Genomic DNA, 16,412 nt, shown 5'->3' with positions numbered 1-16,412 from the left:
CTCGTACGGTAGTTGTTCGTACCGTAGTTGCTGCGGCGCTTCCCTAGAAGGGCATGCCCGGCATCCCGCCGAGTCCCTGGGCGAGCGGACCGAGCTTCTCCTGCTGGAGCTGCTGCGCGTTCTCGTTCGCCGCCTGGACGGCCGCGATGACGAGATCGGCGAGCGTCTCCGTGTCCTCGGGATCGACGGCCTTGGGGTCGATCACGAGGCCGCGCAGCTCTCCGGAGCCGTTGACGGTGGCCTTCACGAGACCGCCGCCCGACTGGCCGTCGACCTCGGTCGCGGCCAGTTCCTCCTGGGCCGCCGCGAGGTCCTGCTGCATTTTCTGGGCCTGCTGGAGAAGCTCCTGCATGCTGGGCTGGCCACCACCGGGAATCACGGTCACTCCTGGCATATCGACGTCGGATGTTCGGCAGGTCGAGCCTACGTGGTCACCACGTGGCCCGCCCTACCCGCTGGAACGAACTCTTTCGGGTGAGAGTGCCCGGCTCCTCTACCTGATCACGGGGCCCATTGGATGGAAGCGCCCGGATTTCGGACGCGGCGCCCACCATTCGGCGGTAGGAAGTGCGGTACGCGAGTTCGCTTCCACGTCTTGTTCATCGAGTTCTGAAGTTCCGAAGTTCCGAGTTCCTGAGCTCTCGGGCCCCGAGTCCCTGCGCCCCTGAGCTCTACGTCTCCATCTTCCGCCGAGTCACGCAGCTACGCAGAGGAGCGCCGGTGAGCCAGCCGGACATGCAGCCCGGGGGGCCGGCCCGGGACGAGGGCGTGCCGCGGGGTGCGCCGGGGAGTGTGAACGGGAGCGGAGGTGAGGGACGCACGCGGGGTCCGGGGCCGGGGCCCGTGCCGCTGGGCGCCCTCGGGGACGCGCTCACCGGGGCCTTCCCCGCCGGGGACTGGAGCGAGCCCGCGCGGCGGCTCGACGAACTGTACCGGTGGGCGGAGGCGGGCGCGCTGCGTACGGTCGCCCGCTACCACGCGGAGCGCGTACGCAAACGGCGCTGCGCGCGGGCCCTGCGCACCACCTCGGCGCTCGGCGTCGTCGCGGGCGCGGCGCTGCCGCTGCTGGATCTGACGCGTGTGCTGGGCGGGGCCACCGGCTGGGGGTATCTCGCGCTGCTGCTGGCGGCGGCCTGTCTGGGCTGCGACCGGTATTTCGGGCTGACGTCCGGCTGGATGCGGAACGTCGCGACGACGCAGGCGGTGGAGCGGCGGTTGCAGGCGCTCCAGTACGACTGGGCGTCGGAGTGCGTACGGGAGGTGCTGGGCCCGTCGGAGGGTACGGCGAGCGAGGCGGCGGAGCGGTGTCTGGGGGTGCTGCGGCGGTTCTCGGAGGACGTCACGGAGCTGGTGCGGGCGGAGACGGCGGACTGGATGGTGGAGCACCGGGCCGGGCCCGCGCCGCTGGTGACGCAGTCGCTGGCGATGGGCAGCACGGCGCGTACGGAGGCCGGCGGCACGCCCCCGGGGCGCTTCCCGCTCCCGCCGGGCACCCGTCCGAACATGCCCCGCCAGCGCCCGCCGGACGTGCGGTAGACGGGTGGCGCCGGACCGCCCGCGGCACCGGCCGGTGGCGTCCGGACCGGTGGCGCCGGACCGGTCCGGTTGGCGGGCCCCGACCGGTCACGGGTCCGGACCGGACCGGGACCGGCTCGGGCGCCCGGTCGGGACGTCAGCTGAAGATGATCATGGAGCCCTGGCCCAGGCTCCGGGTCGCCGCCGCGTGGAGGCCCAGCCAGACGTGGCGTTCGCGGGCGAAGGGGCTGTCGTCGTACGGGATCGGGCCCGCCGGTTCCTCCAGGGACGTGGGTCCCTGCGGCGGGGCAGGGGCGGCCGGGGGGTTGGCCGGGTCGATGCCGATCGAGGGGGCGACCAGTTCCAGCTCGCGCAGCAGGCCCTGAGTCGAGCCCAGCGGGCCGCCGCCCGCGAGGAGTTCCTCGTTGGTGAGCGGGGACGCGTAGTCCACGGGGACGTACGCGCCCGCGTGGTCGTAGTGCCAGACCAGGTGCGACTGCTGGGCCGTCGCCTCGAACATCTCCAGCAACTGCTCGTAGTCACCGCCCAGTTCGCCCACGGGCGTCACCGCCAGGCCGCACATCTGGAGCAGATACACCCGGCGCAGGAAGTGCAGCGCGTCGTAGTCGAAGCCGGCGACGGGTGCGACGTCGCCCGACAGGCCGGGCATGTAGGCGAAGACGGGAACGGACGGCAGCCCGGCGTCACCGAGTGCCTTGTCGTAGACGGCGATCTCTTCGGCGAAGGGATTGTCGGGGCTGTAGCACAGCACGTCGACAAGGGGGACCAACCACAGGTCACAGGCCAAGGGAGGCTCGCTCTCCAACGAGTTCGAACGGGTTCCGTCGGGTTGCGTCAGGTTCGTACACGTACGTACGAGCCCGACCGTCGGGTCAGCGTAATGCGGCGAACGCGATCAGCGAAGACAGCGTCACGCCCGGCACGACCGGCACGACCGGTGCCCACCGGCACCTCCCGCCCGACCGCCGCCCGCCGCGTCGTCGTCCTCGTCAACGCGCTCTCGGGATATCCCATACCCACGCGCCCCCCATCCGCTCCCCCGGGCGCCCCAGCAGTTTCGACACGACCTCGTACAGGGCCTCGTCGTTGTCCTGCGGAGCCAGCACCACCACGCCCGCCTTCCAGAACGCCAGGTCCAGCTTCGCCTGCTCGCGCCAGCTCGTCCCGATGTCCGGGATCCGGCCGCCGTAACGCACGTCGCGCAGCAGGTTCGAGGTGTAGCGGGGCGACGCGCCGTAGATGCCCATCCGGTCGGGGCCCCACGGCCCGTTGAAGTAGCCGCCGGGCACCGAGAAGCCGAAGCCCGTCGACGACTGCCAGTGCAGCGCGTCCGCCTCGGCCGGACTCGGCAGCGGTACGGGGACCACGCTCTCGCCCTCGGCGACGTACTCCCGGTACATGCCCTCCGTGATGAACCGAGGCACCTCCGCCCGCTCCCGCACCGGCTGCGGCGTCGGCACGATCGGCAGCAGCGCCGCCGCGACCGCGACCAGCCCCACCACCCGGTGGGCCCGCGGTTCGAGATCCGCCATCCGGGCCACGGCGAGCGCGATCAGGGCGCCGAGCGCCGGGGCGCAGATCATCGCCACCCGGGACTCGATCACCGACTCGAAGAGCGGCTGGTGCGCCAGCGCGCGCCAGGGTCCCGGCAGCACCACGTCCGTGAACGGGATACGGATCCGCTGCCCCATGGAGAGCAGCGCCGCCACGAGGATGGTGCCCATCAGTGCCTTCACGAGCGGTGAACGCCCCAGCCACACCACGATCCCGAAGGCGAGCGCGGTCAACGGCCAGCCGTAGAAGGCGTTCTGTTCGGTGCGGTTCATCGCGAGCGGGTCGGCGCGTGTCTCGTCGCCGAGCAGCGCGCGGCCGGAGAACTCCAGGAAGGCGAGCGGGCTGTTGCCGGCGTTGGCGCCGTGCAGGACGCTGTGGTAGCTCTGCGGGCCGAAGAACTGCCAGTACAGCGGGAACGCCACCAGCGGCAGACACACCGCCAGCGCGACGCCGAGCCCGCGCAGCAGCGGCCGGACCGCGACGCGGGCGACGTCGGGGCGCGCGAGCGCGTACGCCAGGGCGAAGATCAGCATCCCCATCGCGGCCAGCAGCAACGGTTCTTCGCCCAGGAAGATCTGGTACGTCGCGAAGAGGCCGAGCAGGACGCCGTCCCGCACGACCCGTCCCTCCTCGTCGGAACAGAGCCGCAGCGCCCGGTCGATGATCACCGGGATCATGAAGAGGACGAGGAAGTTGGGGTGCGCGGTGCCGTGCGACATCATCGGCGGCGCGAACGCGGCGAGCGCCGCGCCGAGGGCCGCCGCCGGGCGGAGGCTCGTGACACGGCGTGCGAACAGCCAGTACCAGGCGACGGCCGTGCCCGTGAGACCGAGCGTGAGCACCAGCGCCCAGGTCACCGTCGGGCCGGAGAGGAGCGTGACGGGTGTGAGGGGGACGGACAGGCCGAGCATGACCGTGTTCGCCATCAGGTTCACGCCGTCGGGATGGCCCTGGTAGGTGGTGAAGAGCGGATTGCGCAGGTTCACGACGTTGTCGGCGGTGACGGCGAAGAACCACTCCCACTGGTTCTGGTCCTGCATGGAGTCGGCGAGGTACGCGCGGTCGAGGTCCGTCCACAGCCCCTGGTAGAGGAGGACGGACGCGAGCAGGAAGAGAGCGCCGACCGCGAGGTCGACGGGGCGTGCGCGGGTGCGCAGCCGCAGGAGTTCCAGCAGTACGCGGCCGTAGTCCGCCGGCCGGACCTTGGAACCCGTCTGGTGCGACCAGCGCACCGGTACCTCCGCGACGGGCCAGCCCGCGCGGCGGAAGTGGCGGAGGATCTCGACGTCTATGCCCCAGCCGTCGAGGCGGGAGGCGGCGAAGGCGGCGCGCGCCTTGTCGCCGTCGAAGAGCTTGAAGCCGCACTGGGTGTCACGTATGCCGCGCACGGCGACGAGCCGGATGAGGCGGTTGCCGAGGCGGCCGAGCCATTCGCGCGGGGGGCGCTGGTGGACGTCTATGCGGGAGCCGGGGAGGGCGCGGGAGCCGATCGCGGCGGCGGGGGCGCCGCCGTACGGGTACGGGTCGGCGTCGTACGGGCCGTCGGCCTCGTACGGCTCACGCCCCTCGTGCCCGGCCTCGTACGCCTCGTACTCCGCCCCGTACTCCGCCTCGTACGCCTCGTCGTCGGGCGTCAGCAGCGCGTCCAGCGTGTCGAGTTCCGCTATCGGTGTCGCCAGATCGGCGTCCGTGACCAGTACGCGCCTGCCGTAGGACGCCAGTACGCCCCGCCGCAGTGCGTACCCCTTGCCGTGGTTCTCCTCGCTCGTCAGCACATGGATGCGGGGCTCGTCCGCGGCGGCCCGTGCCGCGACGGCGGCGGTGCCGTCCGTCGAGCCGTCGTCCACGACGATCAGCTCCCAGTCGCCCCAGCGCTCCGGATCGGCCCGCAGATGGGCGCAGATCGCGTCGAGGGTGGGGCGCAGCCGGTGTTCCTCGTTGTACGCGGGGACGACGACCGTCAGGTCCACCGCTTCCCCGGCGCCGCCGTCCCCACCGCCTCCGCCGTCCCCGACGGATATGGCGGGGTCGGGGCCGGTGCGCGGGTCCGCGCCCGATTCCGTACGTCCACTCATCGCGTAGCCGCTCACTTCCGCGGACGTCCCGGCTCCGGCCGCACCGGCTCCAGCCGGTCCGCCCACGCCAGGGCGTGGGCGTCGCAGTCGTCCACGACCGTGCGCGCGGCCTCCGCGTCGCCGAGCGTGATCGCGTCGACCAACTGCTCGTGCCCGCTCCACAGCCAGTCGCGGCAGGCTCTGTCGGCGCGGAGGAACGGCACGGAGAAGACCCACGCCTGGACGCGCATCCGGTGCAGGAAGTCGCAGATGTACTGGTTCGCGGCGAGCGCGGCCAGCTCCCGCCAGAACCGCAGGTCGTACCCGATCAGCACGTCCAGGTCGCCGCCCTTGGCCGCGCGCCCGGCCTCCTCGGCGCGGCGCCGCACCGAGACCAGCGTCTCCGACTGGACCCGTCCGATCGGGTGCTCCTCGATGTGGCGGAAGACGCCGTCCGCGATCAGTGACCGCGCCTCGACCATGGCGCGGAAGTCGGCGACGGTGAACTGGTGGACGTGGAAACCCCGGTGCTGGTCGGAGTCGAGCAGCCCCTGCGCGGACAGGTCGACCAGTGCCTCCCTGACCGGGGTCGCCGACACTCCGTACTGCTCGGCGATGTGCTTGACGGTGAACTCCTCGCCCGGGAGCAAACGCCCCGCCAGCACCTCGTCACGCAGCGCGTCCGCGATCTGCTGCCGAAGGGTGTTGCGGGTCACAGCTCCGCTGGCGGGCATTGGTGGTCGTCCCCTCGTCCGGCTTCGCACACCTTAAGCCAGGTGCCGGGAGGGGCCCGGTGTCCTTGATCGCGGGACGGGCGGCGCCCGCCCGTCCCCCGGCCAGGGGTGGAGCACCCGTCACACCACGTGTTCGTCCGCCACCGACAGCGCCGTGTCCAGGGCCGCGAGTCCCTCCTTGGCCTCCGACTCGGTGATGTTGCACGGCGGCACCACGTGCGTGCGGTTCATGTTCACGAACGGCCACAGACCGCCCTTCTTGCACGCGGCGGCGAACGCGGCCATCGGCGCGTTCGCCTCGCCCGTCGCGTTGTACGGCACCAGCGGCTCGCGCGTCTCCCGGTCCCGTACGAGGTCGAGCGCCCAGAAGACACCCGTTCCGCGCACCTCTCCCACCGAGGGGTGCCGGTCGGCCAGTTCGCGCAGGCCGGGGCCGAGGACCGTCTCGCCGATGTGCGCGGCGTGCTCGACGATCTTCTCCTCGGCCATCACCCGCAGGGTCGCGACGGCCGCCGCGCAGGCGAGCGGGTGGCCGGAGTAGGTGAGGCCGCCGGGGTACGGCCGGGTGGCGAAGGTGTCCGCGACGGCGGCGGAGATCGCGACTCCGCCGAGCGGTACGTAACCGGAGTTGACGCCCTTCGCGAAGGTCAGCAGGTCCGGCACGACGTCGAAGTGGTCGGCGGCGAACCACGCGCCGGCGCGGCCGAATCCCGCCATCACCTCGTCCAGGACGAGGAGGATGCCGTGCCGGTCGCACAACTCCCTTACGCCCGCCAGGTATCCGGGTGGCGGCGTCATGATGCCCGCCGTGCCGGGGATCGTCTCCAGGACGATCGCGGCGATCGTCGCGGGCCCCTCGAAGGCGATGGTCGCCTCCAGGTGCTCCAGCGCGCGGGCGCACTCCTCCGCCTCGGTGGTGGCGTAGAAGGGCGAGCGGTAGAGGAACGGCGCCCAGAAGCGGACCACGCCCGCGCTGCCGGAGTCGGACGCCCAGCGGCGCGGGTCACCGGTCAGATTGATCGCGGTGGAGGTGGAGCCGTGGTAGGAGCGGTAGGCGGAGAGCACCTTGGGGCGGCCGGTGTGCAGCCGGGCCATCCGTACGGCGTTCTCGACGGCCTCCGCGCCCCCGTTGGTGAAGAAGATCTTGTCGAGGTCGCCGGGGGTGCGCTCGGCGATGAGGCGTGCGGCCTCGGAGCGCACGTCGACGGCGAAGGCGGGCGCGAAGGTGCTGAGCCTGCCCGCCTGCTCCTGGATCGCGGCCACGACGGCGGGGTGCTGATAGCCGATGTTGGTGAAGACGAGGCCACTGGTGAAGTCGAGGTAGCGGTTGCCCTCGTAGTCCCAGAAGTACGAGCCCTCGGCGCCGGCGACGGCGAGCGGGTCGATCAGTTCCTGGGCGGACCAGGAGTGGAACACATGCGCACGGTCGGCGGCCTTGACGGCCGCGCCTGCCTTCGGGTCGGCAGCGTCGAGCGGGTCGACGTCGAGGTGAGGGGTCATGCGGCCAGCGTAGAGAGGCGCGGGCGGGGACCGAAATGACCATCCTGTTCTGGTGTGCGCCGCGGGACTCGGCAGGTTGTCGCCCCCCCCCACGCCCCACACACATGCCCGGGACGCCCGGGACGCCCACGCACGAACACCCACCATTGACAGCATGCTGTCGAAGTGACAGGCTGCTGTCATACTACCGAGGAGGCCACCATGACCGGCAGAACCGTTTACCTCGCCGTGTACGACACCCTCGCCGACTGGGAGACCGGTTACGCCACCGCGCATCTCGCCCAGAACGGCTTCACCGTCCGGACCGTCGGCCCGACATCCGAGCCGGTGACGACCATGGGCGGTCTGCGCGTCGAGCCCGACCTCGCGCTCGACCAGCTCGGCGAGCCCGGTGACACGGCGGTGTTCATCCTCCCGGGCGCCGGGCTCTGGGACACCGGGGACGATCTGGCGCCGTTCGCCCGGGCCGCCCGGCGGCTGGTGGGTCTCGGCTTCCCCGTCGCCGCGATCTGCGGCGCCACGGCGGGGCTGGCCCGCGAAGGGCTGCTGGACGACCGGGCGCACACCAGCGCCGTCAGCCAGTATCTGGACGCGACGGGGTACGCGGGCGGCGAGCACTACCGCGACGTGGACGCGGTCACGGACGGCAACGTGATCACGGCCGGGCCGACCGAGCCCGTCGCCTTCGCCCGCGAGATCTTCGCGCTGCTCGGCGTGTACGAGGGCGAGAAGCTGGACGCCTGGTACCGGCTGTTCAAGAACTCGGACGCGAGTGCGTTCGAGACCCTCAACTCATGACGGAGCGGGACACGGACGCGCGGCCCGGCACGGAGCGCGGCGCGGGCGGAAGCGGCGCGGACGAACGGGGCCCGGACGAACGCGGCGCGGATCGGCGCCGTGAGCGGGCCGGTCACCCGGAGCTGCTCAGCAGGAGCGCGCTCGGCGTCTTCCGGCTGAACGGTCAGTTCCTCGCCGTCGCCGATGAGTTGGCGGCCCCGGCGGGCCTGACGGCCGCCTGGTGGCAGGTCCTCGGAGCCGTACTGCCACAGCCGTTGCCCGTCTCCGGGATCGCCCGCGAGATGGGCGTCACCCGGCAGAGCGTGCAGCGGATCGCGGACCTGCTGGTCGAGCGCGGGCTGGCGGAGTACGAACCGAACCCGGCCCACCGCCGCGCGAAGCTGCTCACGCCGACCGGGGCCGGCCGCTCGGCGGTCCACGGGATCACGCCCGGCCACGCGGCTCTCGCGGCGCGCCTGGCCGAGGAGTTGGGGACGGCGGACTTCGCCGAGACGGTACGGGTGCTGGAGCGGCTGTCCGAGGCGATGGACGCGATCGGCAGCCGTCCTGACGGTTAGGGCCTGTCGTCTGGATCAGGCCGGATGAGTGAGCGGGGTCCGGTGCGTGCGATCGCAAGGCCGAGGGGGCACCTCCCGTGCCCCCTCCGGGGGCTACGGGGGAGAGCGTGCGTGCCGGGGCACGCGAGCCCGGCAAAATCCAAACGACAGGCCCGAGCCGTAGCGGTGGACACACCGCCGCCGGGGGACCGGCCTTCGTATCTCCCGTGACCGCCCGGCCCGAGGGCTCCGGCACTATCCTCGCCCCGTTGGGCTCGGGCATCTGGGGGAGGGCCGTACGGCCATGGAGAAACTGGCGGCAGGAGATCCACAGCGCATCGGCGCCTACCGGTTGCTTGCGCGCCTCGGCGCGGGGGGCATGGGGCAGGTCTATCTGGCGCGCTCGGACCGGGGCCGTACGGTCGCGGTCAAGCTCGTACGCAAGGAACTCGCCGCGCAGGACGAGTTCCGCGACCGCTTCCGGCTGGAGGTCGCCGCGGCCCGGCGGGTCGGCGGCGCGTGGACGGCGCCGGTCCTCGACGCGAACACGGAGGCCGCGGTGCCGTGGGTCGCGACGGGATACGTGGCCGGGCCCGCCCTCCAGGACATCGTCTCCGGCACGGCCGGTGCCGGTCAGGGCGGTGCCGGTCAGGCCGGACCGGGCCGGCAGCCGGCCGGAGCGCACGGGCCGCTGCCCGCGCGCTCGGTGCGGATACTCGCCTCGGGGCTCGCCCACGCCCTCCAGGACATCCACGCCGCCGGACTGATCCACCGCGACCTCAAGCCGTCCAACGTCCTCGTCACCATCGAGGGCCCGAGGGTCATCGACTTCGGCATCGCCCGCGCGATGGAGACGGTCAGCGGCGCCGGGCTGACGCGGACCGGCGGCCTGGTCGGGTCGCCCGGCTTCATGGCGCCCGAGCAGGTGCGCGGCACCCCGATCACACCGGCATGCGACGTGTTCTGCCTGGGGTCGGTGCTCGCGTACGCGGCGACGGGGCGGCTCCCGTTCGGCACGGCCGACACCGCCGTGCACGTGCTGATGTTCCGCATCGCGCAGGAGGAGCCGGACCTGTCCGAACTTTCCGAAGGTCTGCGGGAGTTGGTGGGTGGCTGTCTGAAGAAGGACCCGGAGGAGCGCCCGACCCCGGCGCAGATCCTGGCCCGGGTGGGCGAGCCGGACGACGACGAGCCCTGGCTGCCCGGCGCGCTGCTCGCCCAACTGGGCAGCCATGCGGTGCAGTTGCTGGACCACGAGGAGCCCGGTGCGCGTACGGAGCTGGCGTTCTCGAAGCCGCCGCAGCCCGCGGTCCCACCGTCGGGCGGCTCGGGCGCCTCGGACGCGTCGGTCCCCAAGCCCCCGCCGCTCGCGCCGTCGTCGAAGCCGGCCCCCGGCCCCGCCGCCGGCCCCGCGCCCGACAACGCTGCGGAAGCGGCCTCCGACCCGGCCTCGATACCGCCACCGCCGGGCGGGCCCGGCCAGGGCGGCGGCAACGGCGTGCACGGCATGGCGACGGTGATCGGTGCGGGGTCGCCGGACGTGGCCCCGCCGCCGGCACCGCCACAGCCACAGCCGTACGGCTACCCGCAGAGCGCGCCGGGTCCGCAGGGCCCGCACCCCCAACCGCCCCCGCCACCCCAGCAGTACGGCTACCCCCAGTCGGGTCAGCCCCCGCTCCCGCCGTGGGGCGCGACCCCTCCGTACGGTCCGGCGCCCGCCGGGTACGGGTATCCCTCGCCCTACGGTCCCACTCCCCCGTACGGCCCGCCCGCACCGGCGTCGCAGCCCGAGCCGCGTCGCAGCACACGTGGCACGGTCGCGCTGATCGCCGTCGCACTGGTCGTCGCGCTCGGCGCCGGCGGTTCGGTGTACGCGTTCATGGACAGCGGCGGCGAGAAGAGCGGGACGTCGGACAGCCGGGCGGACGAGGCGGCCGACGACGAGCCGACGCGGGCCGGGGACTCCCCGTCCGAGGACGCGCCACCGGCGACCGGGTCGCCGTCCCCGTCCGCTTCGCAGGACGCGGGGCCCGGCGACGTGCCCGAGAAGTACCTCGGCTCCTGGTCGGGCACCATCAGCGGCGGCGCGGGGCTCAGCACCCGCGAACTGTCCATCCGGCAGGGCGAGGTGGGCGAGACCGTGCTCGAACTGAGGGCGGAGGGCCCGACCGACACCGGCGGGACCTATCTCTGTGTCTTCGAGGCGGCGCTCGGCTCGGCGCCGGGCGCGGCGGACGGCGACCCGCTGAGGATCGGACCGTCCAAGGTGACGGAGGGCCGCCCGATGTCGTCGTGCACACCGGGCGCGGCAACGGAGTTGACGATCCTCCCGGACGGCCGGCTGCGCCGGGTCACGACGTCGGACGGCGAATCGGTGACGTACACGAAGAACGGCTGAACAACGGCCGACGGGGGCGGGGAACCGCTGACGGCTGACGGGCAGGCCGGAGGCGGGAGGCCGGAGCGACCGCGGGTCAACCGGTGTCCCCCGGCCACCGCGGACGCTAGGGTCCACAAGGTGTTGAGCCCATGGGTGAGCAGGGACGTGGTCGTGGTCGGCGCGGGGATCGTCGGCGCGTCGGTGGCCTACCACGCCGCGCGGGCGGGCGCGGCCGTGACGCTGGTCGACGCCGGGCAGCCGGGCGCGGGGGTGACGGCGGACTCGTTCGCCTGGGTCGGCGCGTCCGGTGTGCGCGAAGGTCCGGCCGCCGGGCTGCGGGCCACCGCGACGGCGGAGTACCACCGGCTCGGGGCCGAGTTGCCGGGACTGCCGGTGAACTGGTCCGGCTCGCTGATCTGGACCGGTGAGGGCACCGCTCCGGACGCGGGGCCGGGTCAGACGATCGTGGACGCGGCCACCGTGGCGACCCTCGAACCCGCCCTCCGGCAGCCTCCGGAGTGGGCCGTCTGGGCGCCGGACGACGGCGCCGTCGACCCGGCGGGCGTGACCGGGCGGCTGGTCGAGGGCGCTCGCGCCCATGGCGCCCGGGTGCTTCTGGACACGCCGGTCACCGGCCTCCGCCGGGACGCCGAGGGCCGGATCGACGGGGTCGGGACGGCGGCGGGCCCCCTCACCGGTGCGACGGTGGTGCTGGCCGCCGGAGTCGCCACGGCCGCGCTGGCCGAGCCGCTGGGCGTACACGTCCCGGTCGAACCGTCACCGTGTCCGCTGTTCCGGCTCAGCGCCCCGCCCGGTCTGGTCCGCACGCTGGTCAACACCGAGGACTTCGACCTCCGTCAGGTCGCTCCCGACCGGCTGATCGCCGCCGCGGACTCGCCGGAACGGACCCTCGCCGCCGTCCGGTCCACGTTCCGTGGCGCGGGGAGCGTCGAACTGCTCAGCACCTCCGTCGGAGCGCGCCCGATGCCGGTCGACGGTGAGCCGATCATCGGCCCGGTCGCCGAGGTCCCCGGCCTCTACGTGGCCGTGATGCACGCGGCCGTCACCCTCGCCGCCGCCGTGGGCCGCCTGGTCGCGAGGGAGTTGGTCGACGGAACCGCCGAGCCCGCCCTGTCGGGCTGCCGCCCCGACCGCTTCTGACGGCACGAGCGGGTACAGGCAGTACGAACCGCACGCGCGGACGCGGACCCAACCTGCGGGCGGACGGCGCCACTTCGAGGACCGGACCTACCCCACGCAGAACTCGTTCCCCTCCGGGTCCTGGAGCACGATCCCGAAGTAGTCCATGCCCGGCTCGTCCATCACCCGCGACACCGTCGCCCCCGCGGCCACCAGCCGGTCCGCCTTCGCGGTGATGCGCTCCTTCCGCACGGCCGGCGGCACCTCGCGCCCGCCGCCCACCTTCAGATCCAGATGCACCCTGTTCTTCACGGCCTTGCCCTCGGGGACCTGCTGGAACCACACCCGGGGCCCCGCCCCCGTCGGGGAGACGATCGACTCCGGAAGCTCGCCCGCCCCTTCGGGCAGCTCCTCCTCGGGCAGCCCCATGTCGGTCCAGTACTCCCGCCAGGTGGCGTGCCCGCCCGGTGGCGGCTCCGGCACATAGCCGAGCGCCTCGGTCCAGAAGGGCACCAGCCGCCCCGGGTCGGCGCAGTCGATCGTGATCTGCAGAACCACCTGTGAGCTCGTCGCGTCCATCCGCCCACGGTCCCAGACGGGTCTGACAACGGGACCCGATACCTAAACCACTCACGCACTTGCCTAATTGTTTTAGGTGTGCCCATAATCGGTTTAGGTAAGCGATGAATGTGCCCGAACGGAAGGCGAGAGCCAATGTCCCCCCGCGCAGGACTCACCACCGACCGCCTCGTCCGGGCGGGAGCCGACCTGGCCGACGAGGTCGGCTTCGACCAGGTGACCGTGTCGGCGCTGGCCAAGCGGTTCGACGTCAAAGTCGCCAGTCTGTACTCGCATCTGAAGGGCTCCCAGGACCTCCGGACCAGGATCGCGCTGCTCTCCCTGGAGGAGATGGCGGACCGGCTGTCCACGGCACTCGCCGGACGTGCGGGCAAGGACGCCCTCGCCGCCTTCGCGAACGTCTACCGCGACTACGCCCGCGAGCACCCCGGCCGCTACACCGCGGCCAGGCTGCCGCTCGACCCGGAGACGGCGGCGGCGAGCGCCGGACCCCGGCACTCGGCGATGGCGCGTGCGCTCCTGCGCGGCTACGACCTGGCGGAGCCGGACCAGACCCACGCCGTACGGCTGCTGGGGAGCGTCTTCCACGGCTACGTCAGCCTGGAGACGGCCGGCGGGTTCAGCCACAGCGCACCCGACTCGCAGGAGACGTGGGCCTGGGTCGTGGACCGCGTCGACACGCTGCTGCGCACCCTGCCCGCCACCCCCTGACGGGTCCCGGGGCCCGTCCTGCCCCGCCGCCACCCCCTGACGAACGATCACCGGCAGACGGATCGTCCGACAAGACACTCCCTAGGCAGACACCATGAGCACCGCACACCACCCCCTGACCACCACCCCCGTCACCACCGCCCTCCTGCGCGGCGCCCTCGAACTGGAGCCGACCGCGCACGGCGTGCTGCCGCACCGACTCCCCGCGTGGGCCCGCGCCCAGAACACCGACCCGCAGCTGGCCATGGCGGAGGCCCAGCCCTCCGGCGTACGGCTGGTGTTCCGTACCCGGGCCAGCGTCGTCGAACTGGACGCGCTGCCCACCAAGCGCGTCTACGCGGGCGCCCCTCCCCGCCCCGACGGCGTGTACGACCTGCTGGTCGACGGCCGCCCGGCGGGACAGGCCGTCATCAAGGGCGGCAACACCCTGACCATCGACATGACCGCCGGGACCGCCGAGCGGACGCCCGGCCCGCCCGGCACCCTCCGCTTCGGCGGTCTGCCGGAGGGCGAGAAGGAAATCGAGATCTGGCTCCCGCACAACGAGGCCACCGAACTCGTCGTCCTGCGCACCGACGCCCCCGTCGAACCCGTACGGGACCGGGGCCGCCCGGTGTGGCTGCACCACGGCAGCTCGATCAGCCACGGCTCCGACGCCGCGAGCCCCACCACGACCTGGCCCGCGCTCGCCGCCGGTCTCGGCGGGGTGGAGCTGGTCAACCTGGGCTTCGGCGGCGGCGCGCTGCTCGACCCGTTCACGGCGCGGACGATCCGGGACACCCCGGCCGACCTGCTCAGCGTCAAGATCGGCATCAACGTGGTCAACGCCGACCTGATGCGTCTGCGCGCCTTCACCCCCGCCGTGCACGGCTTCCTCGACACGATCCGTGAGGGCCATCCGTCGGCACCGCTGCTGGTGGTCTCGCCGATCCTGTGCCCGATCCACGAGGACGTCCCGGGCCCGAGCGCTCCCGACTTCTCCGGCGTGGCCGAGGGCCGGATGCGCTTCCTGGCGTCGGGGGACCCGGCCGAGCGGGCGGCCGGAAAGCTGACGACGAGCGTCATCCGGGACGAGCTGGCCCGGATCGTGGCACAGCGGTCGGCGCGGGACCCGCACCTGCACTACCTCGACGGCCGGGAGCTGTACGGCGAGGCGGACTACCGGGAGCTGCCGCTCCCGGACGAACTCCACCCGGACGCGGCGACCCACCGCCGGATGGGAGAACGCTTCGCGGAGCGGGCGTTCACGCCCGACTGCCTGGCGGTCCGGACCGGCTGAACCCGCCGCCCACCGGGCCGGCGGGCCCGCATCCAGGCGCACGCGGCGCACCGCGCGGCTGCACGCCGTTCGGGTCGCCGTCCGGGTCCATCCGGGTGTGCGACCCGTCGCGCCTCAGAGGCCAACCATGGGACATACCGATGATCAGATGCGGTCCCGCGAGGACGGGGCCACAGCATCCTGAGAGGAATCCCCATGCGCCGTAGTCGCGCACTCCTGACCGCCGCCCTGACCGCCGGTCTCACGCTCACCCCGATGGCTGCGGTCTCCGCCGCGCCCGCCCAGGACAACCCGTCCGTTCTGAGCTGGGGCGCCGGCCGCACCGGCCAGCTCGGCAACGGGAACCGCGCGGACAGCTCCCGCCCGGTCCCCGTCAAGAACCTCTTCCGCGGCGACGTCGACCGGATCTCCGCCGGTGGCACCGCGTCGACCGACACCTTCGCGCTCGCCCTGACGAAGAAGAAGGTCAAGTCGTGGGGCCACAACGCCTCCGGCCAGCTCGGCAACGGCAGCCGCACGAGCCAGAGCGTCCCCACCACCGTGCCGCGCCTGGCCAACATCAAGGACATCGCGGCCGGTGGCGAGCACGCGCTCGCGATGAACGAGAACGGCCAGGTCTACTCGTGGGGTGACAACACCTACGGCCAGCTCGGGAGCGGTCGTACGGGCGACGCCCGCGCCGTCCCGAACCGCGTCCAGGGCCTGTCCAAGGTCAAGCAGGTCTCGGCCGGCTGCGACTTCAGCCTCGCGCTGCTGGAGAACGGCAAGGTGTACGCCTGGGGCCGCGGCGTCTACGGCGCTCTCGGCAACGGCACGCGCGCCACGGTCTCCAAGCCCCGCGAGGTCGAGGGCCTGGAGAACGTCACCGACATCGACGCCGGCTGCCACCACGCACTGGCGCTGACCGCCGACAAGACCGTCAAGTCCTGGGGCCACAACGCCTACGGGCAGCTCGGTGACTCCTCCACGAAGTCCTCGGTCCTCCCGGTCGACGTCGACTGGCTGACCGGCGTGAACGACATCGAGGCGGGCGCCAACCACAACTACGCCATCACCGACGACGGCATGGTCTGGGGCTGGGGCAGCAACAAGAACAACCAGCTCCTCCAGAACGAGGCCCCGGCCAACGCCAACCCGAACAACAACCCGAACGCCAACCCGAAGAGGAACCCCTTCGCCGGCCGCGACAACGCCGACGCCGGCCGGACCGCCGACGCCAGGGCGCCGCGGACCAACCGCACCGTGCCCGTCCAGATCCCCCGCCTGGAAGGTGCCCAGCAGATCGCGGCGGGCGCCAACCACGGGATCGCCGTCTTCGGCGACGACGTCTTCGCCTGGGGCCACAACAACGAGGGCCAGCTCGGCGACCGCACCACCACGTCGCGCGTCGACGACGCCGTGGCCACCCTCAACGCCAGGACGCCGGTCGAGAACGTCGCCGCGTCCCTCGGCGGGAACACGAGCTACGCCTACTGATCCAGCGGGCGCCGGCATGACGACGGCCCTGGGGGGGGGGGGGGGGGGGGGGGGGGAGGGGGGGGGGGAGGGGAGGGGGGGGGGGGGGGGAGGGGGGGGGGGGGGGGGGGGGGGGGGGTGTTCTCCGTGGGGGCG

Annotated in this window: 14 protein-coding genes; 8 read left to right on the top strand and 6 right to left on the bottom strand. The window is 73.0% G+C overall.

Annotated elements, in window-relative coordinates; all coding sequences use genetic code 11:
- Positions 1-43: 43 nt before the first annotated feature.
- Complete coding sequence (locus tag ACZ61E_RS07075) at positions 44-379, bottom strand: YbaB/EbfC family nucleoid-associated protein (RefSeq protein WP_469698303.1); 336 nt, start codon at positions 377-379, stop codon at positions 44-46.
- Between the two features lie 341 nt (positions 380-720).
- On the opposite strand from ACZ61E_RS07075, the gene ACZ61E_RS07070 reads away from it, so the two are divergent.
- The gene (locus ACZ61E_RS07070) at positions 721-1,536 is read left to right on the top strand and encodes an SLATT domain-containing protein (protein WP_469698257.1); all 816 of its coding nucleotides are present in this window, start codon (positions 721-723) and stop codon (positions 1,534-1,536) included.
- A gap of 136 nt (positions 1,537-1,672) precedes the next feature.
- On the opposite strand, the gene ACZ61E_RS07065 is transcribed toward ACZ61E_RS07070, so the two are convergent.
- From ACZ61E_RS07065 to ACZ61E_RS07050, 4 genes are all read right to left on the bottom strand, one after another.
- Positions 1,673-2,323, bottom strand: a complete 651-nt coding sequence (locus tag ACZ61E_RS07065; RefSeq protein ID WP_078075885.1) for a hypothetical protein — start codon at positions 2,321-2,323, stop codon at positions 1,673-1,675.
- A 202-nt stretch (positions 2,324-2,525) separates the two neighbouring features.
- Positions 2,526-5,165, bottom strand: coding sequence for a dolichyl-phosphate beta-glucosyltransferase (locus ACZ61E_RS07060; protein WP_469698255.1), 2,640 nt, complete (start codon positions 5,163-5,165; stop codon positions 2,526-2,528).
- Positions 5,166-5,176: 11 nt separating this feature from the next.
- Positions 5,177-5,878 (bottom strand): GntR family transcriptional regulator, encoded by a 702-nt coding sequence (locus ACZ61E_RS07055; RefSeq protein WP_469698254.1) that lies wholly within the window; start codon positions 5,876-5,878, stop codon positions 5,177-5,179.
- A gap of 120 nt (positions 5,879-5,998) precedes the next feature.
- Positions 5,999-7,378 (bottom strand): aminotransferase class III-fold pyridoxal phosphate-dependent enzyme, encoded by a 1,380-nt coding sequence (locus ACZ61E_RS07050; RefSeq protein WP_469698252.1) that lies wholly within the window; start codon positions 7,376-7,378, stop codon positions 5,999-6,001.
- A gap of 201 nt (positions 7,379-7,579) precedes the next feature.
- On the opposite strand from ACZ61E_RS07050, the gene ACZ61E_RS07045 reads away from it, so the two are divergent.
- From ACZ61E_RS07045 to ACZ61E_RS07030, 4 genes are all read left to right on the top strand, one after another.
- The gene (locus tag ACZ61E_RS07045; protein WP_469698250.1) at positions 7,580-8,176 is read left to right on the top strand and encodes a type 1 glutamine amidotransferase family protein; all 597 of its coding nucleotides are present in this window, start codon (positions 7,580-7,582) and stop codon (positions 8,174-8,176) included.
- Positions 8,173-8,733, top strand: coding sequence for a MarR family winged helix-turn-helix transcriptional regulator (locus ACZ61E_RS07040; protein ID WP_469698249.1), 561 nt, complete (start codon positions 8,173-8,175; stop codon positions 8,731-8,733). Before ACZ61E_RS07045 ends, ACZ61E_RS07040 begins: the two co-directional genes overlap by 4 nt.
- 283 nt (positions 8,734-9,016) lie before the next feature.
- A complete protein-coding gene (locus ACZ61E_RS07035; RefSeq protein ID WP_469698248.1) occupies positions 9,017-11,110 on the top strand; it encodes a serine/threonine-protein kinase in 2,094 nt (697 codons plus the stop codon).
- A gap of 135 nt (positions 11,111-11,245) precedes the next feature.
- Entirely contained in the window at positions 11,246-12,253 is a 1,008-nt protein-coding gene (locus ACZ61E_RS07030; RefSeq protein WP_469698246.1) for an NAD(P)/FAD-dependent oxidoreductase, read from the top strand.
- Positions 12,254-12,340: 87 nt separating this feature from the next.
- Here the strand turns inward: ACZ61E_RS07030 and ACZ61E_RS07025 are convergent, their stop codons facing one another.
- Positions 12,341-12,811, bottom strand: a complete 471-nt coding sequence (locus tag ACZ61E_RS07025; protein WP_469698244.1) for a VOC family protein — start codon at positions 12,809-12,811, stop codon at positions 12,341-12,343.
- 135 nt (positions 12,812-12,946) lie between these two features.
- Between ACZ61E_RS07025 and ACZ61E_RS07020 the strand changes: the two genes are divergently transcribed.
- The 3 genes from ACZ61E_RS07020 to ACZ61E_RS07010 all read left to right on the top strand — a co-directional run bounded on the left by ACZ61E_RS07020 (position 12,947) and on the right by ACZ61E_RS07010 (position 16,277).
- Positions 12,947-13,522, top strand: coding sequence for a TetR/AcrR family transcriptional regulator (locus tag ACZ61E_RS07020; RefSeq protein WP_469698242.1), 576 nt, complete (start codon positions 12,947-12,949; stop codon positions 13,520-13,522).
- Between the two features lie 94 nt (positions 13,523-13,616).
- On the top strand, positions 13,617-14,801 hold the full coding sequence (locus ACZ61E_RS07015) for a GDSL-type esterase/lipase family protein (RefSeq protein WP_469698241.1): 1,185 nt from the start codon (positions 13,617-13,619) through the stop codon (positions 14,799-14,801).
- A 195-nt stretch (positions 14,802-14,996) separates the two neighbouring features.
- A complete protein-coding gene (locus ACZ61E_RS07010; RefSeq protein ID WP_469698240.1) occupies positions 14,997-16,277 on the top strand; it encodes an RCC1 domain-containing protein in 1,281 nt (426 codons plus the stop codon).
- Positions 16,278-16,412: the final 135 nt, after the last annotated feature.

The sequence above is a fragment of the Streptomyces sp. NPDC104581 genome, from assembly GCF_055583685.1.
This window is presented reverse-complemented; position numbering and strand designations above follow the sequence as displayed.